The 19,151-nt window shown below is 53.5% G+C and carries 19 protein-coding genes; all 19 read right to left on the reverse strand.

Going from position 1 to position 19,151, the window contains the following annotated elements:
- Positions 1-40: 40 nt before the first annotated feature.
- The 19 genes from ACKGJP_RS23450 to sigG all read right to left on the reverse strand — a co-directional run bounded on the left by ACKGJP_RS23450 (position 41) and on the right by sigG (position 18,914).
- Positions 41-949, reverse strand: coding sequence for an aspartate carbamoyltransferase catalytic subunit (locus tag ACKGJP_RS23450; RefSeq protein WP_409341216.1), 909 nt, complete (start codon positions 947-949; stop codon positions 41-43).
- Positions 946-1,497 carry a bifunctional pyr operon transcriptional regulator/uracil phosphoribosyltransferase PyrR gene (gene pyrR, locus ACKGJP_RS23455; RefSeq protein ID WP_409341217.1) on the reverse strand — a complete coding sequence of 184 codons (552 nt, stop codon included), beginning with the start codon at positions 1,495-1,497 and terminating at the stop codon, positions 946-948. The genes ACKGJP_RS23450 and pyrR overlap by 4 nt, the downstream gene beginning before the upstream one ends.
- 334 nt (positions 1,498-1,831) lie before the next feature.
- A complete protein-coding gene (locus ACKGJP_RS23460) occupies positions 1,832-2,815 on the reverse strand; it encodes an ATP-binding cassette domain-containing protein (protein WP_409341218.1) in 984 nt (327 codons plus the stop codon).
- Positions 2,816-2,824: 9 nt separating this feature from the next.
- Complete coding sequence (locus ACKGJP_RS23465; RefSeq protein WP_409341219.1) at positions 2,825-3,640, reverse strand: ABC transporter permease; 816 nt, start codon at positions 3,638-3,640, stop codon at positions 2,825-2,827.
- Positions 3,641-3,642: 2 nt separating this feature from the next.
- On the reverse strand, positions 3,643-4,434 hold the full coding sequence (locus ACKGJP_RS23470; protein WP_409341220.1) for an ABC transporter permease: 792 nt from the start codon (positions 4,432-4,434) through the stop codon (positions 3,643-3,645).
- 196 nt (positions 4,435-4,630) lie between these two features.
- Entirely contained in the window at positions 4,631-5,866 is a 1,236-nt protein-coding gene (locus ACKGJP_RS23475; protein ID WP_409341221.1) for an LL-diaminopimelate aminotransferase, read from the reverse strand.
- A 181-nt stretch (positions 5,867-6,047) separates the two neighbouring features.
- Complete coding sequence (locus ACKGJP_RS23480; RefSeq protein WP_409341222.1) at positions 6,048-6,995, reverse strand: RluA family pseudouridine synthase; 948 nt, start codon at positions 6,993-6,995, stop codon at positions 6,048-6,050.
- A complete protein-coding gene (gene lspA / locus ACKGJP_RS23485) occupies positions 6,976-7,488 on the reverse strand; it encodes a signal peptidase II (protein ID WP_409341223.1) in 513 nt (170 codons plus the stop codon). Before lspA ends, ACKGJP_RS23480 begins: the two co-directional genes overlap by 20 nt.
- Before the next feature lie 152 nt (positions 7,489-7,640).
- The gene (locus ACKGJP_RS23490; RefSeq protein ID WP_409341224.1) at positions 7,641-8,069 is read right to left on the reverse strand and encodes a DUF5665 domain-containing protein; all 429 of its coding nucleotides are present in this window, start codon (positions 8,067-8,069) and stop codon (positions 7,641-7,643) included.
- A gap of 210 nt (positions 8,070-8,279) precedes the next feature.
- Positions 8,280-11,042 (reverse strand): isoleucine--tRNA ligase, encoded by a 2,763-nt coding sequence (gene ileS / locus ACKGJP_RS23495; RefSeq protein WP_409341225.1) that lies wholly within the window; start codon positions 11,040-11,042, stop codon positions 8,280-8,282.
- Between the two features lie 512 nt (positions 11,043-11,554).
- Complete coding sequence (locus ACKGJP_RS23500) at positions 11,555-13,480, reverse strand: aliphatic sulfonate ABC transporter substrate-binding protein (RefSeq protein WP_409341226.1); 1,926 nt, start codon at positions 13,478-13,480, stop codon at positions 11,555-11,557.
- Positions 13,481-13,731: 251 nt separating this feature from the next.
- Complete coding sequence (locus ACKGJP_RS23505) at positions 13,732-14,220, reverse strand: DivIVA domain-containing protein (protein ID WP_409341227.1); 489 nt, start codon at positions 14,218-14,220, stop codon at positions 13,732-13,734.
- Between the two features lie 143 nt (positions 14,221-14,363).
- Positions 14,364-15,149 (reverse strand): RNA-binding protein, encoded by a 786-nt coding sequence (locus ACKGJP_RS23510; RefSeq protein ID WP_409341228.1) that lies wholly within the window; start codon positions 15,147-15,149, stop codon positions 14,364-14,366.
- Positions 15,150-15,154: 5 nt separating this feature from the next.
- Positions 15,155-15,430 carry a YggT family protein gene (locus ACKGJP_RS23515; protein WP_409341229.1) on the reverse strand — a complete coding sequence of 92 codons (276 nt, stop codon included), beginning with the start codon at positions 15,428-15,430 and terminating at the stop codon, positions 15,155-15,157.
- Positions 15,431-15,436: 6 nt separating this feature from the next.
- A complete protein-coding gene (locus tag ACKGJP_RS23520) occupies positions 15,437-15,877 on the reverse strand; it encodes a cell division protein SepF (RefSeq protein WP_409341230.1) in 441 nt (146 codons plus the stop codon).
- A 38-nt stretch (positions 15,878-15,915) separates the two neighbouring features.
- A complete protein-coding gene (locus ACKGJP_RS23525; protein WP_409341231.1) occupies positions 15,916-16,596 on the reverse strand; it encodes a YggS family pyridoxal phosphate-dependent enzyme in 681 nt (226 codons plus the stop codon).
- 29 nt (positions 16,597-16,625) lie between these two features.
- Positions 16,626-17,483 (reverse strand): peptidoglycan editing factor PgeF, encoded by an 858-nt coding sequence (pgeF, locus tag ACKGJP_RS23530; RefSeq protein ID WP_409341232.1) that lies wholly within the window; start codon positions 17,481-17,483, stop codon positions 16,626-16,628.
- 141 nt (positions 17,484-17,624) lie between these two features.
- Positions 17,625-17,921, reverse strand: a complete 297-nt coding sequence (locus ACKGJP_RS23535; RefSeq protein ID WP_409341233.1) for a YlmC/YmxH family sporulation protein — start codon at positions 17,919-17,921, stop codon at positions 17,625-17,627.
- 210 nt (positions 17,922-18,131) lie between these two features.
- A complete protein-coding gene (gene sigG / locus ACKGJP_RS23540) occupies positions 18,132-18,914 on the reverse strand; it encodes an RNA polymerase sporulation sigma factor SigG (RefSeq protein WP_409341234.1) in 783 nt (260 codons plus the stop codon).
- Between the last annotated feature and the right edge of the window lie 237 nt (positions 18,915-19,151).

Below are 19,151 nucleotides of genomic sequence, written 5' to 3' on the forward strand. Positions count from 1 at the left end.
CGGCTTCTATGGTTTCCATTGCTCGCTCGATATCCGAGCTTTAGTTTAGCGCCCGCTCGATGACGGCCATGCGGATCGGCACGCCGTTGCTCATTTGCGTAAAGATTTTCGACCGTTCGTGCTCGACCAATTCGTCGTCGATTTCGACGTTCCGGTTTACCGGCGCCGGGTGCATGATGATCGCATGAGGCGCCATTCGGCCGAGCCGCTCTACCGTCAACCCGTATTGTGCCCGGTAATCGTCGGCGGATGTAAACAGGGCGTTGTCATGCCGCTCCAGCTGCACCCTCAGCATCATGACGACGTCGGCTTTCAGCGCTTCGTCCATCGTGACATACGGCGCGTGCGCTTCAAGCTCCGGCGCCTTCATCATGTCGGGTGCGCAGAAGCTCACATTCGCGCCTACCGCCTTCAGCGCCCACAGATTCGAACGCGCCACGCGGCTGTGCTGAATGTCTCCGATGATGGATACGTTCAAGCCCTTCAACTCGCCGAACTGCTTGCGCATCGTATACAAGTCGAGCAGCGCTTGCGTCGGATGCTCGTTATTGCCGTCTCCCGCATTGATCAAGGGGACTTGCACCCGCTCGACCAGCTCCTGGAGAACGCCGTTCGGCTTCAGGCGAATGACGCCCGCGTCGATGCCCATCGATTCGAGCGTCCGCACCGTGTCGTAGATCGACTCGCCCTTTTGCACGCTCGAGACGGCAGCGGCAAAGTTCAGCACCTGCACGCCCAATCTCTTCTCCGCTACTTCAAAGGAAAACCGCGTTCTTGTGCTGTTCTCGAAAAACATGTTGGCGACGAATTTCCCGCTGTGCAAAGCCGTCACCTTCGACTCGTGCTGCTCCCAATAAGCGGCGCGGTCCAGGATGTCGGTAATGTCTTGCCCGCCCATCCCTTTTAACCCGAGTAAATGTTTTTGCGTCATCGTGTTCGTAGTTGTCATGAAGACGGCCTCCTCTGTTGTAAAATGAGTACTTTATCTATACCATCGACTTCCGCGATTTGAACTTCGATCGCTTCCATCTTGGAGGTAGGCACGTTTTTTCCGACATAGTCGGGCCGGATCGGAAGCTCGCGATGGCCGCGGTCCACAAGCACCGCCAGCTGGATCGATTGCGGCCTGCCCTGGTCCATCAGCGCATCCATGGCCGCCCTCACCGTCCGTCCGGTATAAAGAACGTCGTCGAACAGGATCAGCTTCTTGTCATGGACCGGAAGCATGGCGCCGGAGGAGGTCCTTGCTCCTTCCCGTTTGCCCCCTCGGTCGTCCCGGTAGGCCGTGACGTCGATTTCGGCAACGGGCATCGGGATGCCCTCGATTTCGTGAATCCGCTCGGCGATCCGCCTCGCAAGGTAGATGCCCCGCGTTCGAATGCCGACCAGCATACAGTTTTCGACACCTTTATTTTTTTCCAAAATTTCATGGGCAATCCGCGTCAACGCACGCCGTATCGCGGTTTCGTCCATGATGGCATGCTCTTCGTGAGACATGGCTCTCTCTCCTAGCGTCCCTCCGAACCGTGATGCCGGCTCCCTGTCGTTGGAGGAATCGGGAAAATGTCGTGCCTAAACCTACAAAAAAACCTTTGCCCGCAGGCAAAGGTTACGTACACGAGAAGTCGTCCGTTTCCGCAAGAGAACAATGCGGGCGCATAGCTGCGCCAGCCGATCACTTGCGAACCGTCTTCTTAGTCGTTCACCTTGCCAGCCTCACGGGACTGAATCTTAAAGGTGCTATGCGATTAAAGGAATTATCCCACTTTCGACAAAAGAAGTCAATAAGCATTTTCACGATTTATTTTCAACAGGGGGACGGCCGAAGCCCTTACATCGTTTTATATTGATATACTTCGCGAATCGCATCCTCGATATCCGGTTCTTTTACGCTCAAATCCTGGACATTCAGCTTTTGCGACAAATCCGCGATCAGGTCGGACGCCGTAATCTCGTGCTTATTGAACCGGTACGTGATTTGCATACCGTCCTGCTTGACCGTTTCGGCCAGCGGATGGTGAAGATCCGCTGCAGGCTCCGCCAGGGTCAGCTCCAGCAGCCGATAGGGAGCCACCTTGCCGACAATATCCGACAACGGCCCGTCCTCCACGATTTTACCGTGGTTGACGACGATCAGCCTCTTACACAGCTGCTCCACATCGTCCAGATCGTGCGTAGTCAGAATGACCGTCGTCCGCCGCCGCTTGTTAATCTCTTTAATAAAGCTGCGGATCGCATGCTTTGCTTCTACATCGAGGCCTATGGTCGGCTCGTCCAGAAATAAGATCGAAGGGGAATGCAGCATAGCGGCCGCCAAATCGCCTTTCATCCGTTGTCCGAGCGAGAGCTGTCTGACCGGCGTATCGATCAGCTCGTCGATTTTGAGCACCTCGTTCATCAGCTTCATATTCGCTAGAAACGTTTCGTTATCGATCTTGTAGATGCGTTTCAGCAGCTCGAACGATTCCCCAAGACGCAAATCCCAATACAGCTGCGTGCGCTGTCCGAAAACGACGCCGAGCCGCTTGACCACTTCCTTCCTGCTTTGCTGCGGGGAAATGCCGTCGACGCGAATCGTTCCCGATGTCGGATGTAGGATGCCCGCCAGCATTTTAATCGTGGTGCTTTTGCCTGCACCGTTCGGTCCGATATAGCCGACGATTTCGCCTTCCTCGATCGAGAAGCTGATGCCGTCGACGCCGCGCACTTTTTTCTTCTCGGGCTTGAAGAGACTTGCGAGAGAGCCGCGCAGCCCGCTTTTTTTCTTCACAAGCATGTATTCCTTCATCAAGTCTTTCACTTCGATTAGCGCCATCCGATCACCTCATGAGCCGGAGCTTTCGTATTTTTTCAATCCGATATGAAACACCTTGTGGGCGATAAAGAACGTAAGCAATCCTACGACCGGGGTCCAGACGGCAAGCCCTACCGGAATCGTAAACCCATCCTCTTGACCGAGAAAGTCGGCGGCCGGATAGAAGCTGATAAAACCGATCGGAATCACGAACGTGAGCAATAGCTGCAGCGCGTAAGGATAGATCGACAACGGGTACAATGTCGCCCTTTCCATCATGTTTATCGTCAAAGATATGAGCGAACGCGAGCCTTTGGTCCAAAAAGCGACACAGCCAAGCAGCGTATAAATGGCTGAACGAATGAGCGCCCCTCCTGCGATCACAAGCAGAAGCTTCACGATATTCAGGACGGACCAGTCGAAGTCGACCAGCGAGCAAGCGTAGAAAAAAATTACCGTTCCCGGAATAAGATCGATCAGTCCGATAAAATTGAAATAATTGAACGCGAACTGGAAAAACACGTTCATCGGGCGAAGCAGCATCCGGTCGAAGCCGCCGTGCACGACCATGTGGTCCATGTTCCAGGATTGGATGAACAACACCACCATGACGCCATGGCTTAACAGGCCGAGTCCGTATACGAATGCCAGCTGCGGGAAATCCCAGCCGTTAAGCGCTTGGAACCGCTCTACAAGAATGTTGAGCATCCATGCGCCGGCGAAATATTGCATCGGAATCATGATCAGCCAGCTGACCAGAAAGAGCGGATATTCGATTTGCCTCTGTATCGCCATCCGGATCAGGAAGCCGGCGACGGTGGCATGATATTTGATCGCGTGCAGCATCTTCATCCCCCTTGTATCATCGTGCTTCGCTTGGCTTTACGCCATACGACCGCAACCAGCGCCGCGAACAGCAGCACCCACACGGCTTGTATCCCCAATGCCCGGAGCGCTTCGGTTTGCGAGAGCTTTCCGATATAAATGCCGAGGGGCGTTTGGTAGGTATATTGAAACGGAAGAAATGCCGACACGGTTTGCACGCTCTGCGGAAAAAACCACATCGGCACCAGGCTGCCGGACAGCACGCGAACGAACGCGTCTTTCACATTGCCCATATTGCCGAGCTCCATTACCCAAAATGCCGTCAGCCCAGTCAAGGCGCTAAGCAGCCAAAGGATAGAGAAGCTTAACGCGCAGCTGACGACAAATAAGAGAAACGCCGTAAAACTTGCCGGAACCGGCAGCTGAAAGAAGATCGCGCTGAAAACGAAAAGCGGCAGCACCTTGTTGAGCAGCGAACTGACGGAGGAGCCGATATCCTCGGCCAAATAGTAGCCAAGCAGCCGAATCGGCTTGATCAAGTCGATCGCCACCTGCCCTTCGCGGATACGCTGGTTAATCATGTTATCCACGTTGCAGGTGAACAAGCCGGCGAGCAAAGATGACAATATCGCATACGTCACCATTTGATTTTGGTTTAGCGATTCGACGCTAGGTATCCCCGAGTAGGCGGATTTCCATAGAAAGATCGTCGCCAGCAGCAGAAACAGATTTGTCCCGATCGTCGCAAACACTTCGAAACGGTAGGCGAGCGACGTCAAAATCCGCATTTTCATGACATACAAATAAGCCTGCATTCGCACCCCTCCCGCTATTGTTGATATGGGCTTGTTATGGAAATTAACGTTCATTATAGTTTGGTAAAATAAGGTTTGTAAAGGTACATTTTCGTTTCGTTAAAAGTTTCCCTGCCCCCCAATTAATCGCCAAAAAAGCCGGCGCCTGTCGGGACAGGGCCGGCCTTTTGAAGGAATGCCGCAAGCCGTTATAGGCTTACAGCGAAAGTTTCGTCATGCGTTCTACCGCTTTTTCCGTGTTTTCACGGCTTCCGAATGCGGTCAAGCGGAAATAGCCTTCGCCGCTCTGGCCGAACCCTACGCCCGGCGTGCCGACGATGTTCGCTTCGCTCAGCAGCTTGTCGAAAAACGCCCACGAGCTCAGTCCGCTCGGCGTTCTCAACCAGATGTAAGGAGCGTTTACGCCGCCGTACACTTCAAATCCGAGGCTTTTGACGCCTTCGCGGATGATTTTTGCGTTCGTCATGTAGTAGTCGACTAGCTGGCGGATTTGCTCTTTGCCCGCTTCCGTGTAGATGGCTGCGGCGCCTTTTTGCGTGACGTAGGAGCAGCCGTTGAACTTCGTCGTCTGACGGCGGTTCCACAGGTCGCGCACCGTGACGGAGTTGCCGTCCTCGTCGTAGGCTTTTACGCCCTTCGGAACGACGGTGTACGCGCAGCGGACGCCGGTAAAGCCCGCCGTTTTGGAATAGCTGCGGAATTCGATCGCGACGTCCTTCGCGCCTTCGATTTCATAAATGCTGCGAGGCACGTCTTCTTCTTGAATGTAAGCCTCGTATGCCGAATCGTACAAAATGATGCATTTGTTCGCTTTGGCGAAATCGACCCACTTCTTCAGCTCTTCCTTGGACAATGTCATTCCCGTCGGATTGTTCGGGTAGCACAAGTAAATGAGATCGACTTTCTTGTCAGGCAGGCTCGGGATGAAATGATTTTCCGCGTTGCACGGCAAGTAGACGATATTTTCGTACCGGTTAGCCGATTTGTTATATTCGCCGGAGCGCCCTGCCATTACGTTGCTGTCTACATATACCGGGTAAACGGGGTCCGTAACCGCAATGACCGTGTCCAGGCTAAAAATCTCTTGAATGTTCGCAACGTCGCATTTCGAACCGTCGCTGACAAAAACTTCATCGGTGTCGAGGCTAATGCCGCGCGTTTTATAGTCGTTCTCGATGATTTGCGTAATCAGAAAATCATAGCCTTGCTCCGGTCCGTAGCCTTTGAACGACGCGGAATTCGCAAGCTCGTCTACGGCCGCGTGCATCCCGGACAGAACGGCGTCCGGAAGCGGACGGGTAACGTCGCCGATGCCCAAGCTGATAATGCTTGCATTCGGGTTTTCGCTGATGAACGTATTGCGCCGGCGGGCAACCTCGGAGAACAAATAGCTTCCTTGCAACTGCAAGTAGTTTTGGTTGATTTTTGCCATGGTTTGACCTCTTTCTGCCTCATTTACTGCCTTCCTGCGAAGGCTTGTTTACTTATAATGATGGCATAATTTCGGCTTGCGACGGAATGACCTTTTCGCCCAAAAACATGTACTTTGACGCCAAACGAAACGACTTGCAGAAGCCCGAATTCCATCCGGCCACGCCGGTAATACATCTATGTTATTCTTTGCGCAGTCTCGTCAGAACGAGCTGCATATCTTCGGGCAACGGCGCTTCAAACTCCATGTATTCGCCGGTGCGGGGATGCTCGAAGCCGAGTACCGCCGCATGCAGAGCTTGTCCCTCCATGTCAAGCGAGCCCTTGCTCTTGCTGTAAAACGGATCGCCGACCAACGGGTGGCCGATGAACTTCATATGGACACGGATCTGATGCGTGCGCCCCGTCTCCAGCTTCAGCTCGAGCAGCGTATACTTGTCGAATCGCTCCGCGACCAGAAAATGCGTAACGGCATGTTTGCTGTTCTTGTCCGTAACCGCAAAAAGCTTGCGGTCCTGAGAGTCCCGTCCGATCGGCGCGTCCACCGTGCCGTGATCATGCGAAACTTTGCCATGCACCAAAGCCAAGTATTTACGGGTTACCGTATGCGCCTTAAGCTGTGAGGCAAGCCCGTTATGGGCCAAATCGTTCTTGGCCGCCATGAGCAAGCCGGACGTATCTTTATCGATGCGATGGACGATGCCGGGGCGAAGCTCGCCGTTGATGCCGGACAGATCCTTGCAGTGGTGGAGCAGCGCATTTACCAGCGTCCCCGAATAGTGGCCGGGCGCCGGATGGACGACCAGTCCGCGCGGTTTGTTCACGACTATGACGTCACTGTCCTCGTACACGACTTCAAGCGGAATCGGCTCCGCTTCGATCGCGGCATCGACCGGCTCCGGAATGCGGACGATCACCTCGTCGCCTGCTTGAAGCTTGTGATTCGGCTTAACCGGATTGCCGCCGACGGTCACATGTCCGTTTTTGATCCACAGTTGCACCTGGGAGCGAGAATAGCTTTCGTCAACCGATTCCGCCACATATTTATCGATTCGCTCGCCGCTGTTTTCAGGTTCTACAATCAGCTCAAGCAAATCAGCCGTTTCCGGCTCAAGATCCGTGCGATTCATTGGCGTTGCCTCTTCTTTCTTGCAGCCAGCTGCGGATAGCGTCAAGGAAAATAAGCGCGACGCCGATTACGATTGCGGAATCCGCCAGATTGAAAATGGCGAACGTATAGTCGATCGCTTTACCGAAAAGCGAAAATTGGAAGCGGAATTGCAAAAAGTCCACGACTTCGCCGGTTAAAGCCCGGTCGAGAAAATTGCCTACCGCCCCCCCGAGCAGCAAACAGAGCGCCCAAGCCAGAAGCTTACGATTGCTTTTGATCATTTTGAGCAAATACCAGACGACCCCGATAACGACTACCGTCGTCACCAACAGAAAAAACCAGCGCTGCCCTTCCAAAATACTAAACGCCGCCCCGGTATTGCGATGCGAAGTAATCTGAAAAAATTCGCCGATTACCGGACGAGACTCATAGAGCCCCATCTTGTTTTTGACGAGCCACTTCGATCCTTGATCGAGTAAAAACACCACTAATGCGATAATGAAATAAAACAAATGCAGCCCTCCTCTTCAAATATCCCCGCAAATCGGCGTTGGCACCGGAGCATTTACCGGGTACGAACGCTGCGGGGCCACAAAAATCACAGAAACGTTATTCTCCATCCCTGCGACAATCTACGCGCCAGCCGGGCCGCGGTTTCAAATCGCTAATAGGCCCTGCCCTCGAGCTGCGCCTTCACGTATTTTACGACTTCCGCGATGTAATCGCCGACGATCGGCAAATTCAAGGCGCCGAGCGCTTGCAAGATGTACAGGATCGTGGAGGCGAAAAACGTAAAGCCGATCGCGATTCCTACGCCTCTCGAGATACCGGCGATAATGTTCGTAAAAATAATTTTGCGCGGGCTGTTCAAAAGCTGCACGTAATCCGCGATCTGCACCCGCTCCATTTGATTCGCCATTTCGGTAATCCGTTTGTTCATATCGGCGAGCAGTTTATTTTCGCTTTCGCCGTCAGGCTTATTCTTCTTTTCCTGCTGATCGGACTGATGATCCGATTGCCCGTCGGACTGCTGTTCCGCATCCGTCATGCCGCTGTCCGGAATCTTCTCCTTCTCGTCGATCCTGCCGTTCATACGATCCCCTCCCGGGGGTCCGAATAACCCCGCATATCGAAGTAAGCCCGCATCATCCGGTAAAGCTATACGATGCCATCCGCTTCCGCCGGCATGCTGCAGGCCCCATTAATGCTAAGTGCTGACAACGGCTAATCCGGCGGATCTTGCGATCCGCCCGACAAGGATGCTATTCGGTCCCGCCCCTCATACCGATAGGCAGCGTCACGCTTACGACAGCACCTTCACAACGTCCGAACATCGGCGGCAGAGCGTCGGATGGGCTTCGTCCTCGCCTACTTCGGGGGTCACGATCCAGCAGCGCTCGCACTTCTCCCCATCCGCGACCGATACCTGCGCCGATATCCCCTTCAACCGCATCGCATCGGACGGAACGGCATCATCTGCACGGTGAACCTGTACAGCCGATACGATAAACAATTGATCCAGAGCCTTGAATTGCGCTAACAGCCGTGTATGCTCTTCATTCGGATACAGATCGAGCTTCGCTCCGAGCGCGTTGCCGATTACTTTCCGATTTCGGGCATCTTCAAGCGCTTTATTCACTTCATTCTTCACTTCGATGAATTGATTCCATTTGAGTTCGAGCTGCTCGTCGTAGAGCGAAGTATCCGCATCAGGGATCTCCGTGAGCTGAACGCTTTGCTCGGTAACGCCCGGAATATGCTTCCACACTTCATCCGCCGTATGCGGCAAAATCGGCGCAATCAGCTTAGTTATTACCGTAAGCGCCTCGTATAATACGGTTTGTGCCGCTTTCCTGCCGATGTCTCCCGGCGCGCTTGCATAGATGCGATCCTTGATGATTTCCAGATAGAACGCGCTCAATTCGACCGAACAGAAATGATGGATCGATTGATAAACGATATGGAACTCATATTGATCGTAGGCTTTCACGACGCGCTCGTTCAACCGGTTCAGCCCGATCAGCGCGTAGCGGTCAAGCTCGTTCATTTGCGATGGCTGTACGCGGTCGGCTGACGGATCGAAGCCTGCCAAGTTGCCCAGGAAGTAACGCAGCGTGTTCCTGATTTTCCGGTAAATTTCCGAAGTTTGCGCCAAAATGCCGTCCGAAATGCGCTGATCCTCCTGGTAGTCGACGGAAGACACCCACAGGCGCAAAATATCCGCGCCGAGCTTGTCGCATACTTGATTCGGATCGATCGTATTTCCGAGCGATTTGGACATTTTGCGGCCCTCGCCGTCCAGCGTAAAGCCATGGCTCAAAATGCCTTTATAGGGCGCTTGCCCGTAAACGGCCGTCCCCGTGATCAACGAGGAGTTGTACCAGCCGCGATACTGATCGGAGCCTTCCAGATACAGATCCGCCGGCCACTGCAAATCTTCCCTTGTCTCCAGTACGCCGGCATGGCTCGAGCCGGAGTCGAACCAAACGTCCATAATGTCCGTTTCCTTGCGGAAATGGTCGTGTCCGCACTTTGGACATGCCGTTCCTTCAGGCAGCAGCTCCTTCTCGTCCTTGATGAACCAGGCGTTGGAGCCTTCCTTTTCGAAAATTGCGGCGACGTGCCCGATCGTCTGCTCGTTTACGATCGGTTCGTTGCAGGACCGACAATAGAAGATCGGAATCGGTACGCCCCACGCGCGCTGACGCGAGATACACCAGTCTCCGCGATCGGCAATCATATTGTGGAGGCGTATTTCGCCCCAGTTCGGCGTCCACTTCACCTGCTTGATTTGTTCCAGCATTTCCGTCCGGAATTTATCGATCGAAGCGAACCACTGCTCGGTGGCGCGGTAGATGACCGGTTTCTTGGTCCGCCAGTCATGCGCATATTGGTGATTGACCGTCGCTTGCTTAAGCAGAAGTCCCGCTTGCGTAAGCGTTTCAAGAATCGGACCGTTCGCTTTCTCGTAAAACATGCCTTCGAATCCAGGCGCTTCCGCCGTCAGCTTCCCTTGGTCGTCCACCGGGCATAGGACGCCGATATTGTAGCGCTGACCGATTGCGAAGTCGTCTTCCCCGTGTCCGGGAGCCGTGTGCACGCAGCCGGTACCGGCTTCGAGCGTTACATGCTCGCCGGTCATGACAAGCGACTCCCGCTCATAGAACGGGTGCTTGCAGGTGACCAATTCGAGCTCGGCGCCTTTGACGGTGGTCAATACTTGATAGGAAGTCCAGCCGATTTCCTTCGCCGCCGTTTCGAGCAGCCCTTGCGCGAGTACGTACTTGCCGCCGTTTGCCTCGACGACCGCATAGTCAAATTCCGGATGAACGCTAATCCCCAGGTTCGCAGGCAGCGTCCACGGCGTCGTCGTCCAAATGACGATAGCGGAATCTTGCGGCAGCTTGCCTTTGCCGTCCTTAACCGGGAAAGCGACGTAAATGGACGGCGATGTTTTTTCTTTATATTCGATTTCGGCCTCGGCCAGAGCGCTCTCGGATGAAGGGGACCAGTACACCGGTTTTAGTCCTTTATAGATGTAGCCTTTCTCGACCATTTTACCGAAAACGCGAATTTGCTGCGCCTCGTACTCGGGATTCAGCGTTATATAAGGATGGTTCCAATCTCCACGGACGGCGAGCCGCTTAAATTGCTTTTTCTGCTTCTCCACCCAAGTCAGCGCATACTCTTTACAGTACTCTCGAAACTCCGGCACGCTCATTTTTTTGCGGTCGACCTTACCGCCGTTGGCGATCGCCTGTTCAATCGGCAGCCCGTGCGTATCCCAGCCGGGAACATACGGCGCATCGAAGCCGCGCATCGATTTGTAGCGGACGATCATATCCTTCAGCACTTTGTTAAGCGCGTGTCCGATATGAATATCTCCGTTCGCATACGGAGGGCCGTCGTGCAGAATAAATTTGGGCTTACCCTTGGCTTTGGCTTGCACCTGCTCGTAAATCCCGATCTCATCCCACCATGCTTGAACCTTCGGCTCCGCTTGCGGCAGGCTGCCGCGCATCGGAAAATCCGTTTGCGGCAAATTCAGCGTTTTTCCATAATCCATCCGTTTCACTCTCCTCATTTTAATCCCCGTGAAAGGGGCTCCCTAAACCATGCAAAAAATAAAAAAGCTCCTCATCCCAAAAGGGACGAGAAGCTTGACTCGCGGTACCACCCTCATAAGACGCATCCCAAAAAAACAGGCATCCTGCTTACCCGGAACGCAATCCCACTCGACGATCGATAACGGGATCACCCGATTCTCTTTACTTGTCCCCTCTTAGCCTTAACCGGGCACCTTCATTCAAGAGATACTCATGGGAGATTTTCATGCAATTGCGGATATTAGGCTCACACCGTCCCTAACTCGCTTAACCCGCGCCATGCCTTACTCGGCCCATTCATCGATTTCCTGCTATACGTGCTTATTGTTGCCGATTCACGGCAGTTTTAACCTATACCATGAATGGCATGCTAAACGTCAGTATATCGAAAAAAGGCGAAATCGTCAACGATTCGCGAGCCTGTCCCAGCTAGTAACCGCCGACCCGTTGGAGAGCGCTTAGTTGCTCTTGATCAAGTAACCACCGCAAGCAGCTTTGTAAAATCGATATCGCTCTTCAGGAACCCTTCCTTCCTCGTTAGCTGAGCAAACGATCGCAGCGACTGCTCGTCGATATCCGGATCCCAGCGAATGCGGCGGAGCGCCTTTTCGACGAGATCTGCGGGAAACGCACCGGAAGTAAGCCACTCCAGCTGCCTCGAGATCATATCGTTGATTCCAGGCTGACCCGACTTCACCTGAAGGAGCGATTCCCGGTGCGCTTTCAGATAGCGGCGTACTTTGTCCGGATGCTGCCGCAGGAAAGAACCGTTTACGACGACAATCGTGTTTGGATAAGCTCCTTTATTGAAAAGCTCGTTCCAATCCAGCAGCACTTTAGCGCCTGCTCTCGTTTCAAGAAGCGTGATCCATGGCTCGGGCACCAGCGCCGCATCGATCGAGCCGGTGCGGAAAGACTCGGCGATCGTGGATGGCTTCGCTTGAACGATGCGTATGGAGCCGCCGCGAAAGATGTCCTTCAGACCGTTGGCTTGCAAAGCCTGTCTCAGCAAAATATGCTGACCGTTGCTATATTGAGGGATGGCGATAACCTTGCCTTCCAGCTGTTCAAGGCGCTCCGCCCTCAAATCGCCTCTAGTCAGGAGCGCCGCTCCCCCTTGGCATGTACCCGCAATAATCCGAATATCCCCGCCCCTCGCGAAAGCCTCGAAGACGGGACCGGGGCCCGTATAGCCGATATCGATCTGATTGGACAGAAGCGCATTGACAAGGGCCGGGCCTGCCGAAAACAATTTGGTATCGAACGCGTCCACGGACGCCGTTCCGGTCCGCTTACGTTCGCTAGCGATTAAGAGCGGCGCATGCGTTAAGCTCGGCATGTACCCGATGCGAGCGGCATCCGTTTCCCTATCTTTGAAGGTAATGGCATAATCTGCAGTCATGGCGGACACCCGCTTTTTCAATTCGTCCGCAACGGCTTGCAGATCCTGTGAAGCTCCCGCCACGGACAGTACCGAGGAAGCTTGCTTCTCCGTTAAATCCGCCACTTCGACGGCGGACGAATGCGATTCCTGCGCGAATGCCGTTACCGTGTGGATGCTCTCCACGAGACGTCTGTTATCCGTACTTGCAGCATGCAGCGAAGTGCGAACTTCTCCCATATAGCCCGTAATCGCGGTCAAGTTACCGTCCAGCTTTTGAAACGATCGTTTGGCCCCTTCCACGCCTGCAGCCACTTTCTCGGAAGCTTCCGAGGTGACGCGCACGATGTCTCCGCAATGGGACACCTGCCGCTGAATTTCGGACAGCATCTCGCCTATTCGTTTGCCGCCGGATTCGCTTTCTCCTGCCAGCTTGCGTATTTCTTGCGCGATGACGTCGAACCCTTTTCCCTGCTCGCCGGCATGAGCCGCCACGATCGATGCGTTCAAGGCGATCAATTGAATTTGCTTCGAAATGTTCGCGATCATGTCGGTAGCCGACGATATCGCCTTCGATTTCGCCTGCAGCTCTTCCATCACTTGACGCAATTGATTGGAAATGTCCTTATTTCTGTCCGATTCCGCCGCGAGCAGCTCCGAGACGGCTATGCCGTTCTTGGAAGCATCGAAGGCTTCTTCGACAGCCTCGCTCATCCGGGTGACCTGCCTCATCGAATCCTCCAGGGCCAAGCCAAGCTGTCCGGTATCGGCCAGGCTTTTTTCCGCTTCCGCGGACTGGATCGTCGCCGAGGTGACAATCTGATGAATGGACCTCGAAACGGTTTCCATATTATCGATCGTTCCTTTGACGAAGCCGGAGAGTGAATCCGCAGATTCCGTAAGCGTCCGGCTGGCCTGCACGAGCTTACCGGCCTGTTCCTGATTGCTCTTCCTTCCTTCATCCTCTGCCGAGGCTTGACGCGAAGGCTTCCATAACTGTAGTAGCTTATTCCCCATTCTGTACACCGCCGAACCGATTAAATTTGGATTAGTCCCATCCATATGTACCGCTATTCCTCCGGCGTTCCGGTCGGCCCAAACATTATTCATAGTATTTTAATAGGAATTATTAGTTTTAGAATATATCAGCAACACCCCACCCTGTCAATACATATTTTTACAACAGATTACACCTGCGTCCCTTGAATAACAAAAAAAGAAGGAAGCCCGCTTGCGGACTTCCCTTGGTCTTGCCGTATGAAGAATGGCTACCTGTCCGAGAACGAATGCGCGGGAGAGCCGTCCAGCACATCCCAATCGTCGGATCTCAGGAGCTCCAGCTGCGCCTCGAGCAGCGTACGGAAGCGCGTGCGGTAAATGGCCGCCTGCTTCTTCAGCTCCTCGATCTCCAGCGAAATTTTACCGGACTTGACCAGCGCTTCGTTAATGATCCGATCGGCATTTTTCTCCGCTTCGCGAATGATCAGCTGCGCTTCCTTCTTCGAGTTCGATTTCACCTCGTCAGCCGCTTCCTGCGCGACGATAATCGTTTTGCTGAGCGTTTCCTCGATATTCGAAAAATGGTCCAGCCGCTCCTGCAACGTCGTCAGTTGGTTTTGTTGCTCTTTATTTTCCCGGATCAGCGCTTCGTAATCTTTAATGACGAGATCGAGAAATTCGTTAACCTCGTCTTCATCGTAACCGCGAAACCCGCGTTTGAACTCTTTATTATGGATATCTAGTGGCGTTAACGGCATTCCTGCACCTCCAAAAATATCGTGCTATGCTCGTAAATATTCGACAGAAGCCGCGATACTCCTGCATTTTCCTGCACAAAAAATCGAACATTTTCGCACGCGCGGGCGCAAACGAAGCAGGAGGAACGAGCTCGCTCTCCCGTTTAACGATATTTTCCGATTTTGACGCGAATTCTGCCCTTCTTCGTCACGCCTTCCACTTCCGTAACCCGAAACCTGCCGAACCCTTGAAGCGAGACGACGTCTCCTTCTTTAAGCGGCTTGCTCGGATCTTCCTCCACCTTCCAATTTACCCGGCAGCGGCCTGCCTTGATCGGGATTAAAATTTTGGCGCGGCTTAGCCGGAACGCATCGCTTGCAATCCCGTCCAGCCGCATGGAGGCTACCGATATATTCATCTCTTCGAACGAAACATTCCCGTTCTTGAGCCGATCCAGCGGCAGCAGCTCCGTCTGCACATGAACGCGGTGCACCTGCTGCAGCTGCAGTCTTATGTAATCGCCGATTTCTTCCGCAACCAGACATTGGCAGCCGCCGTCCTCCAGCACGAGAATATCGCCGATTTTTTCGCGTTTGATGCCGAGCGACAGAATGGCCCCCATATAATCACCGTGATCGAGCGACTGAAGCTTACTGTCTTCGGACGTAACAGAAAGAACGAGGATTCCCGCATCCTCGTCTTCCACGTTCCTGTATTCGGGAGCGATGATCGCCCGCTTTCGTTCCGCTCCGTCATAGCCGCCTTCCAGCCGAAAAGCGACTTCTCCGGACCGATTGGCAAGCATGGTCAAAATTTGGCACTGTCTCGGATCCAGAAAGTCTGTCCGTTTTAGGACGTGCTGTTCCGAAGCTCTGTCTACCCACTCCGCGGCTTTATCCACGAAATGCTGCTCGCTGGGATGAAAATGCGCGTAAATATCTTTGTTCATAACCGTTAAAACAACCCGGCAACATAACGAATAACTTCTTTAATACCCAAGACGACGAATTGCAAAGCAAAGATAGCGACGATCGGGGATATGTCGAGCATGCCGCCGATAGGCGGAATAATTTTGCGGAAAGGGGTCAAATAAGGCTCGACCAGCTTGCCCAGCAATTGCCCTACAAAACTTTCCCGAACGTTCGGCAGCCATGAAAGCAGCACGTAGCCGATAATCATGCACCAATACACATAGGACAAAGTATCAATTAAACTGTAAACTTGTTGCAAAGATCGTCACCTCGTTTTGTTGGTTTCCGCCTCGTCGTCAAGCAATTCCGAAATAACGCCATGAATTTCTACCGAATCCGGCGTGCACAAAAAAATATTTGGCCCGATTTTGGCCATCTGTCCGTTAAGAGCATATACCGTGCCACCCAAAAAGTCGACGATGCGCATGCCTTGATCGGCGGAGACGCGGTGCAAATTCACCACGACCGATCTCCGCGACCGCAGTTGATCGGCAAGCTCCTGCGCATCTTCATAGGCACGCGGCTCGCTGAGCGAAACGCGCGTGTTTTTCTGGGAGTGAATGCTGACGACGTTTCCTTTATGCTTACGTTGCTCGAACGGATTGGTTTCAGTTTCTTCCGGTTCGTCCACCACACGCTCCCGTTCGACGACTTCTTCTTCCTCCTGCAATCCCAAAAAGTTCATAACCCTGTTCATGACGCGCATTCGCGAATCCTCCTTTAAAGCTTGTATAGTAGCCGTTGTTATTTGCCCACCAGTACGGTGCCGAGCCGAATCCAGGTGGCCCCTTCTTCGATCGCGACTTCAAAATCGTTCGACATCCCCATTGAGAGATGCGGTACTTCGTAAGGCAAAATCCCGCGGCGGTTCAGCTCGTCACGCAGCTCGCGCAGTCCGCGAAACACCGGGCGCGTCGCCTCGGGCTCCGCTTCCAAGGGTGCCATCGTCATCAGTCCGGCGACTCGGATATTGCCGCATGATTTCAAGCTTTCGGCAAAGGCGAACAACGACTCCGGCGCAAGTCCGTATTTACTCTCTTCCCCGGATATGTTGACTTGAATGAAGCAGGTTTGCGTGATGCCAAGCGCCGCCGCTTTCTTATCGATCTCCGATGCCAGAGACGAACGGTCCAGCGAATGGATATACTGAAATTTTCCGACAACATCCTTTACTTTATTCGTTTGCAGATGTCCGATAAAATGCCAGTTCGCTTGCTCGCCGATCGCTTCCCGCTTCGGCGCCGCATCCTGCAGCCGGTTTTCGCCGATATCGCGAATGCCCTGCCTGACGACCTCTTCCGTCGCTTCAAGCGAGACATATTTCGTCACGGCAATAATATGTATGTCACTCGTGCTGCGGCCGGCTTTGCGGCATGCTTCCTCCACACGCTTGTCCACTTCCATCATTCTTTCCTGCAACCCCATTGCATGCACTCCGTTCCAGCCTGACACGTTTATTTGCGTAAACCGATCCATGCGATCATACGTCCGGTCGAGCCTTGCTCCTTGCGGTGCGAGTAAAACTTGTCGACCCGACAACTGGTACACAACCGAGTTAATTCGATACGTGACGGCAAAATTCCTGCTTTTATCATAATTTGTCGATTGATTTGTTGCAAGTTCAGCATCCATTTTCCGTTTGGCGAAGGTTCATAGAACGTTTCCGCACCGCTATCAAAGGCTTCGGCGTCTGCAATCTCCGGAAGCAGAGCCTTCACTTTGTCCATAACCGTGTCGTCCACCTCGTAGCAGCATACGCCGATCGATGGACCGACAGCCGCAACGAGCTGAGCCGGCACGCTGCCGAAGCATTCGCCCATAGCCGTTACGGTCTGCTTGGCGATCTGCAGAACGGTGCCCTTCCAGCCGGCATGAGCCAGTCCGACAGCCCGGTGTACGGGATCGTAAAAATAGAGCGGCACGCAGTCCGCGAACATGGCGGCCAGACACAGTCCCGTTTCGCTCGTTATGAAAGCGTCTCGCGCCTGGATCGCGTCGCTGCGCGAAGCCGTCCCTCTGCCGGCATCCGCGGTTGTCACGCGCGCAACGTCGCTTCCGTGGACCTGCTCGCCGTAAATCCAGCCCGTCAGCGGCATCCCGATCGCATCGGCAACCCGCGTGCGATTGACGACGACGCTGTCGTCCGCATCCGCTACATGCAATCCGCAGTTGAGCGAGCCGAAAGGAGCTGCGCTTACGCCGCCGTTTCTCGTCGTAAAGCCAGCGGTCAGTTCCGGATAACGTTCCGTCCAATGACGGATATGAAGAAGCTCCGGCGTTCCGGCTTCCGCTAAAGCAACAAACGGTTCCACAAGTTGTCCTCCCCGGGTAGCGCAATAGGCCGGGATGCCGCAATCGGGCTTCTCCTCGGCCGCGCTTTTTCTTTCGTCTTGCAGCTTCTTACAAGTGTAACACAAAGCAGCCGGTTGTTCACCAAGGTTCGACCCGGTGCTTTATCTCTCGCGATAGGAACGGCTGTAATCCGTATCGACTTCTTCCGGATTGCGGTAAGGCCTCGCATCGTCCAGCTTGACAAGGACGACGTCTTCCCCGATTTTGACGATGTTGCGCCAAGGAATGACCACATCCGCACCGCCGCCGAACAAACCGAAAAAGCGGCTGTAATTCGGCACGACGATCGACTCGATCCGCCCTTGGCGCAAATCGAGCTCTAGATCGCTGACTTGACCGAGCTTTTTGCCGTCCACGATATTGACTACGTCCTTGGACTGGAAATCGGATATTTTCATGCCGCGTTCACCACGTATTCGCTTCGGATTTGTTTTTCTTTGTACTAATATATGTCGGGCAAGGTCAAAATGTCCTGCATCGCAAACTATTCTTTGGGCTGCGGAGGCCGGGCGGCTGCCGGAGACCGGAATCTCTCGATAATTGGGCAACAAAAAAAACGCAGCTTGTCCCGGCTGAACCGGTCTCCGAAGCTGCGTCATTGCCTTTCCTTACGATTTTACATGCTTTTGCATTTGCGAGATGGCCGACTTCTCGAGCCGGGAAACTTGCGCCTGCGAAATGCCGATCTCATCCGCCACTTCCATTTGGGTTTTTCCTTCGAAAAAACGCATCGATAAAATCATTTTTTCCCGGTCGTTCAGTTTTCGCATGCCTTCCCGAAGGGCTATCCCTTCAATCCAGGAAATGTCCTTGTTCCGGTCGTCGCTGATCTGATCCATAACATAGATGGGATCTCCTCCGTCATGGTAGATCGGCTCGAAGAGCGAAACGGGATCCTGGATCGCATCAAGTGCGAATACGACGTCCTCCTTTGGAACGTTCAGCACTTCGGATATTTCGTAAATGGTCGGTTCTCTCGAGTTTTTATTGGTCAAGTTGTCTCTAACCTGCAGCGCTTTATAGGCGATGTCCCGCAGCGACCGGGAAACCCGGATCGGGTTGTTATCGCGCAAATACCGGCGTATTTCGCCGATAATCATCGGTACCGCGTAGGTCGAAAACTTCACGTTCTGGCTCAAATCGAAATTGTCGATCGCCTTCATCAGTCCGATGCAGCCGACCTGGAACAAATCGTCGACGAATTCCCCGCGGTTGTTAAAACGTTGGATGACGCTGAGCACGAGCCTCAAGTTGCCGTTGACCAATTTCTCTCTTGCCGCCCTATCCTTGTGCGTTTGCAGCTGCACGAACAATTCGCGCATTTCCGCGTTTGTCAGCACGGGCAGTTTTGCGGTATCAACTCCACAAATCTCGACTTTATTTCGGGTCACCGTGATTACCTCCCAAGGAGAAACATTATTGTACATTATCCCCTTGGAAGCTTTTTTTATGCGTTCGCCCGAAACCGTTACGCGGTGCCGAACAGACCCGCGAACCGCAAGGCTTTACACCGATTTGGAATGATGAACGCCTTACGGCGCCTTAAACTTTTCGCAGAAAACGACTTCGGAAGCCGTTCTTTTGCCGGGAAATGGAACAATCAGCATAGGATATGCTTGCTGACATTT

The sequence above is a fragment of the Paenibacillus litoralis genome, assembly GCF_046244365.1.
Classification (GTDB): Bacteria; Bacillota; Bacilli; order Paenibacillales; family NBRC-103111; genus Paenibacillus_V.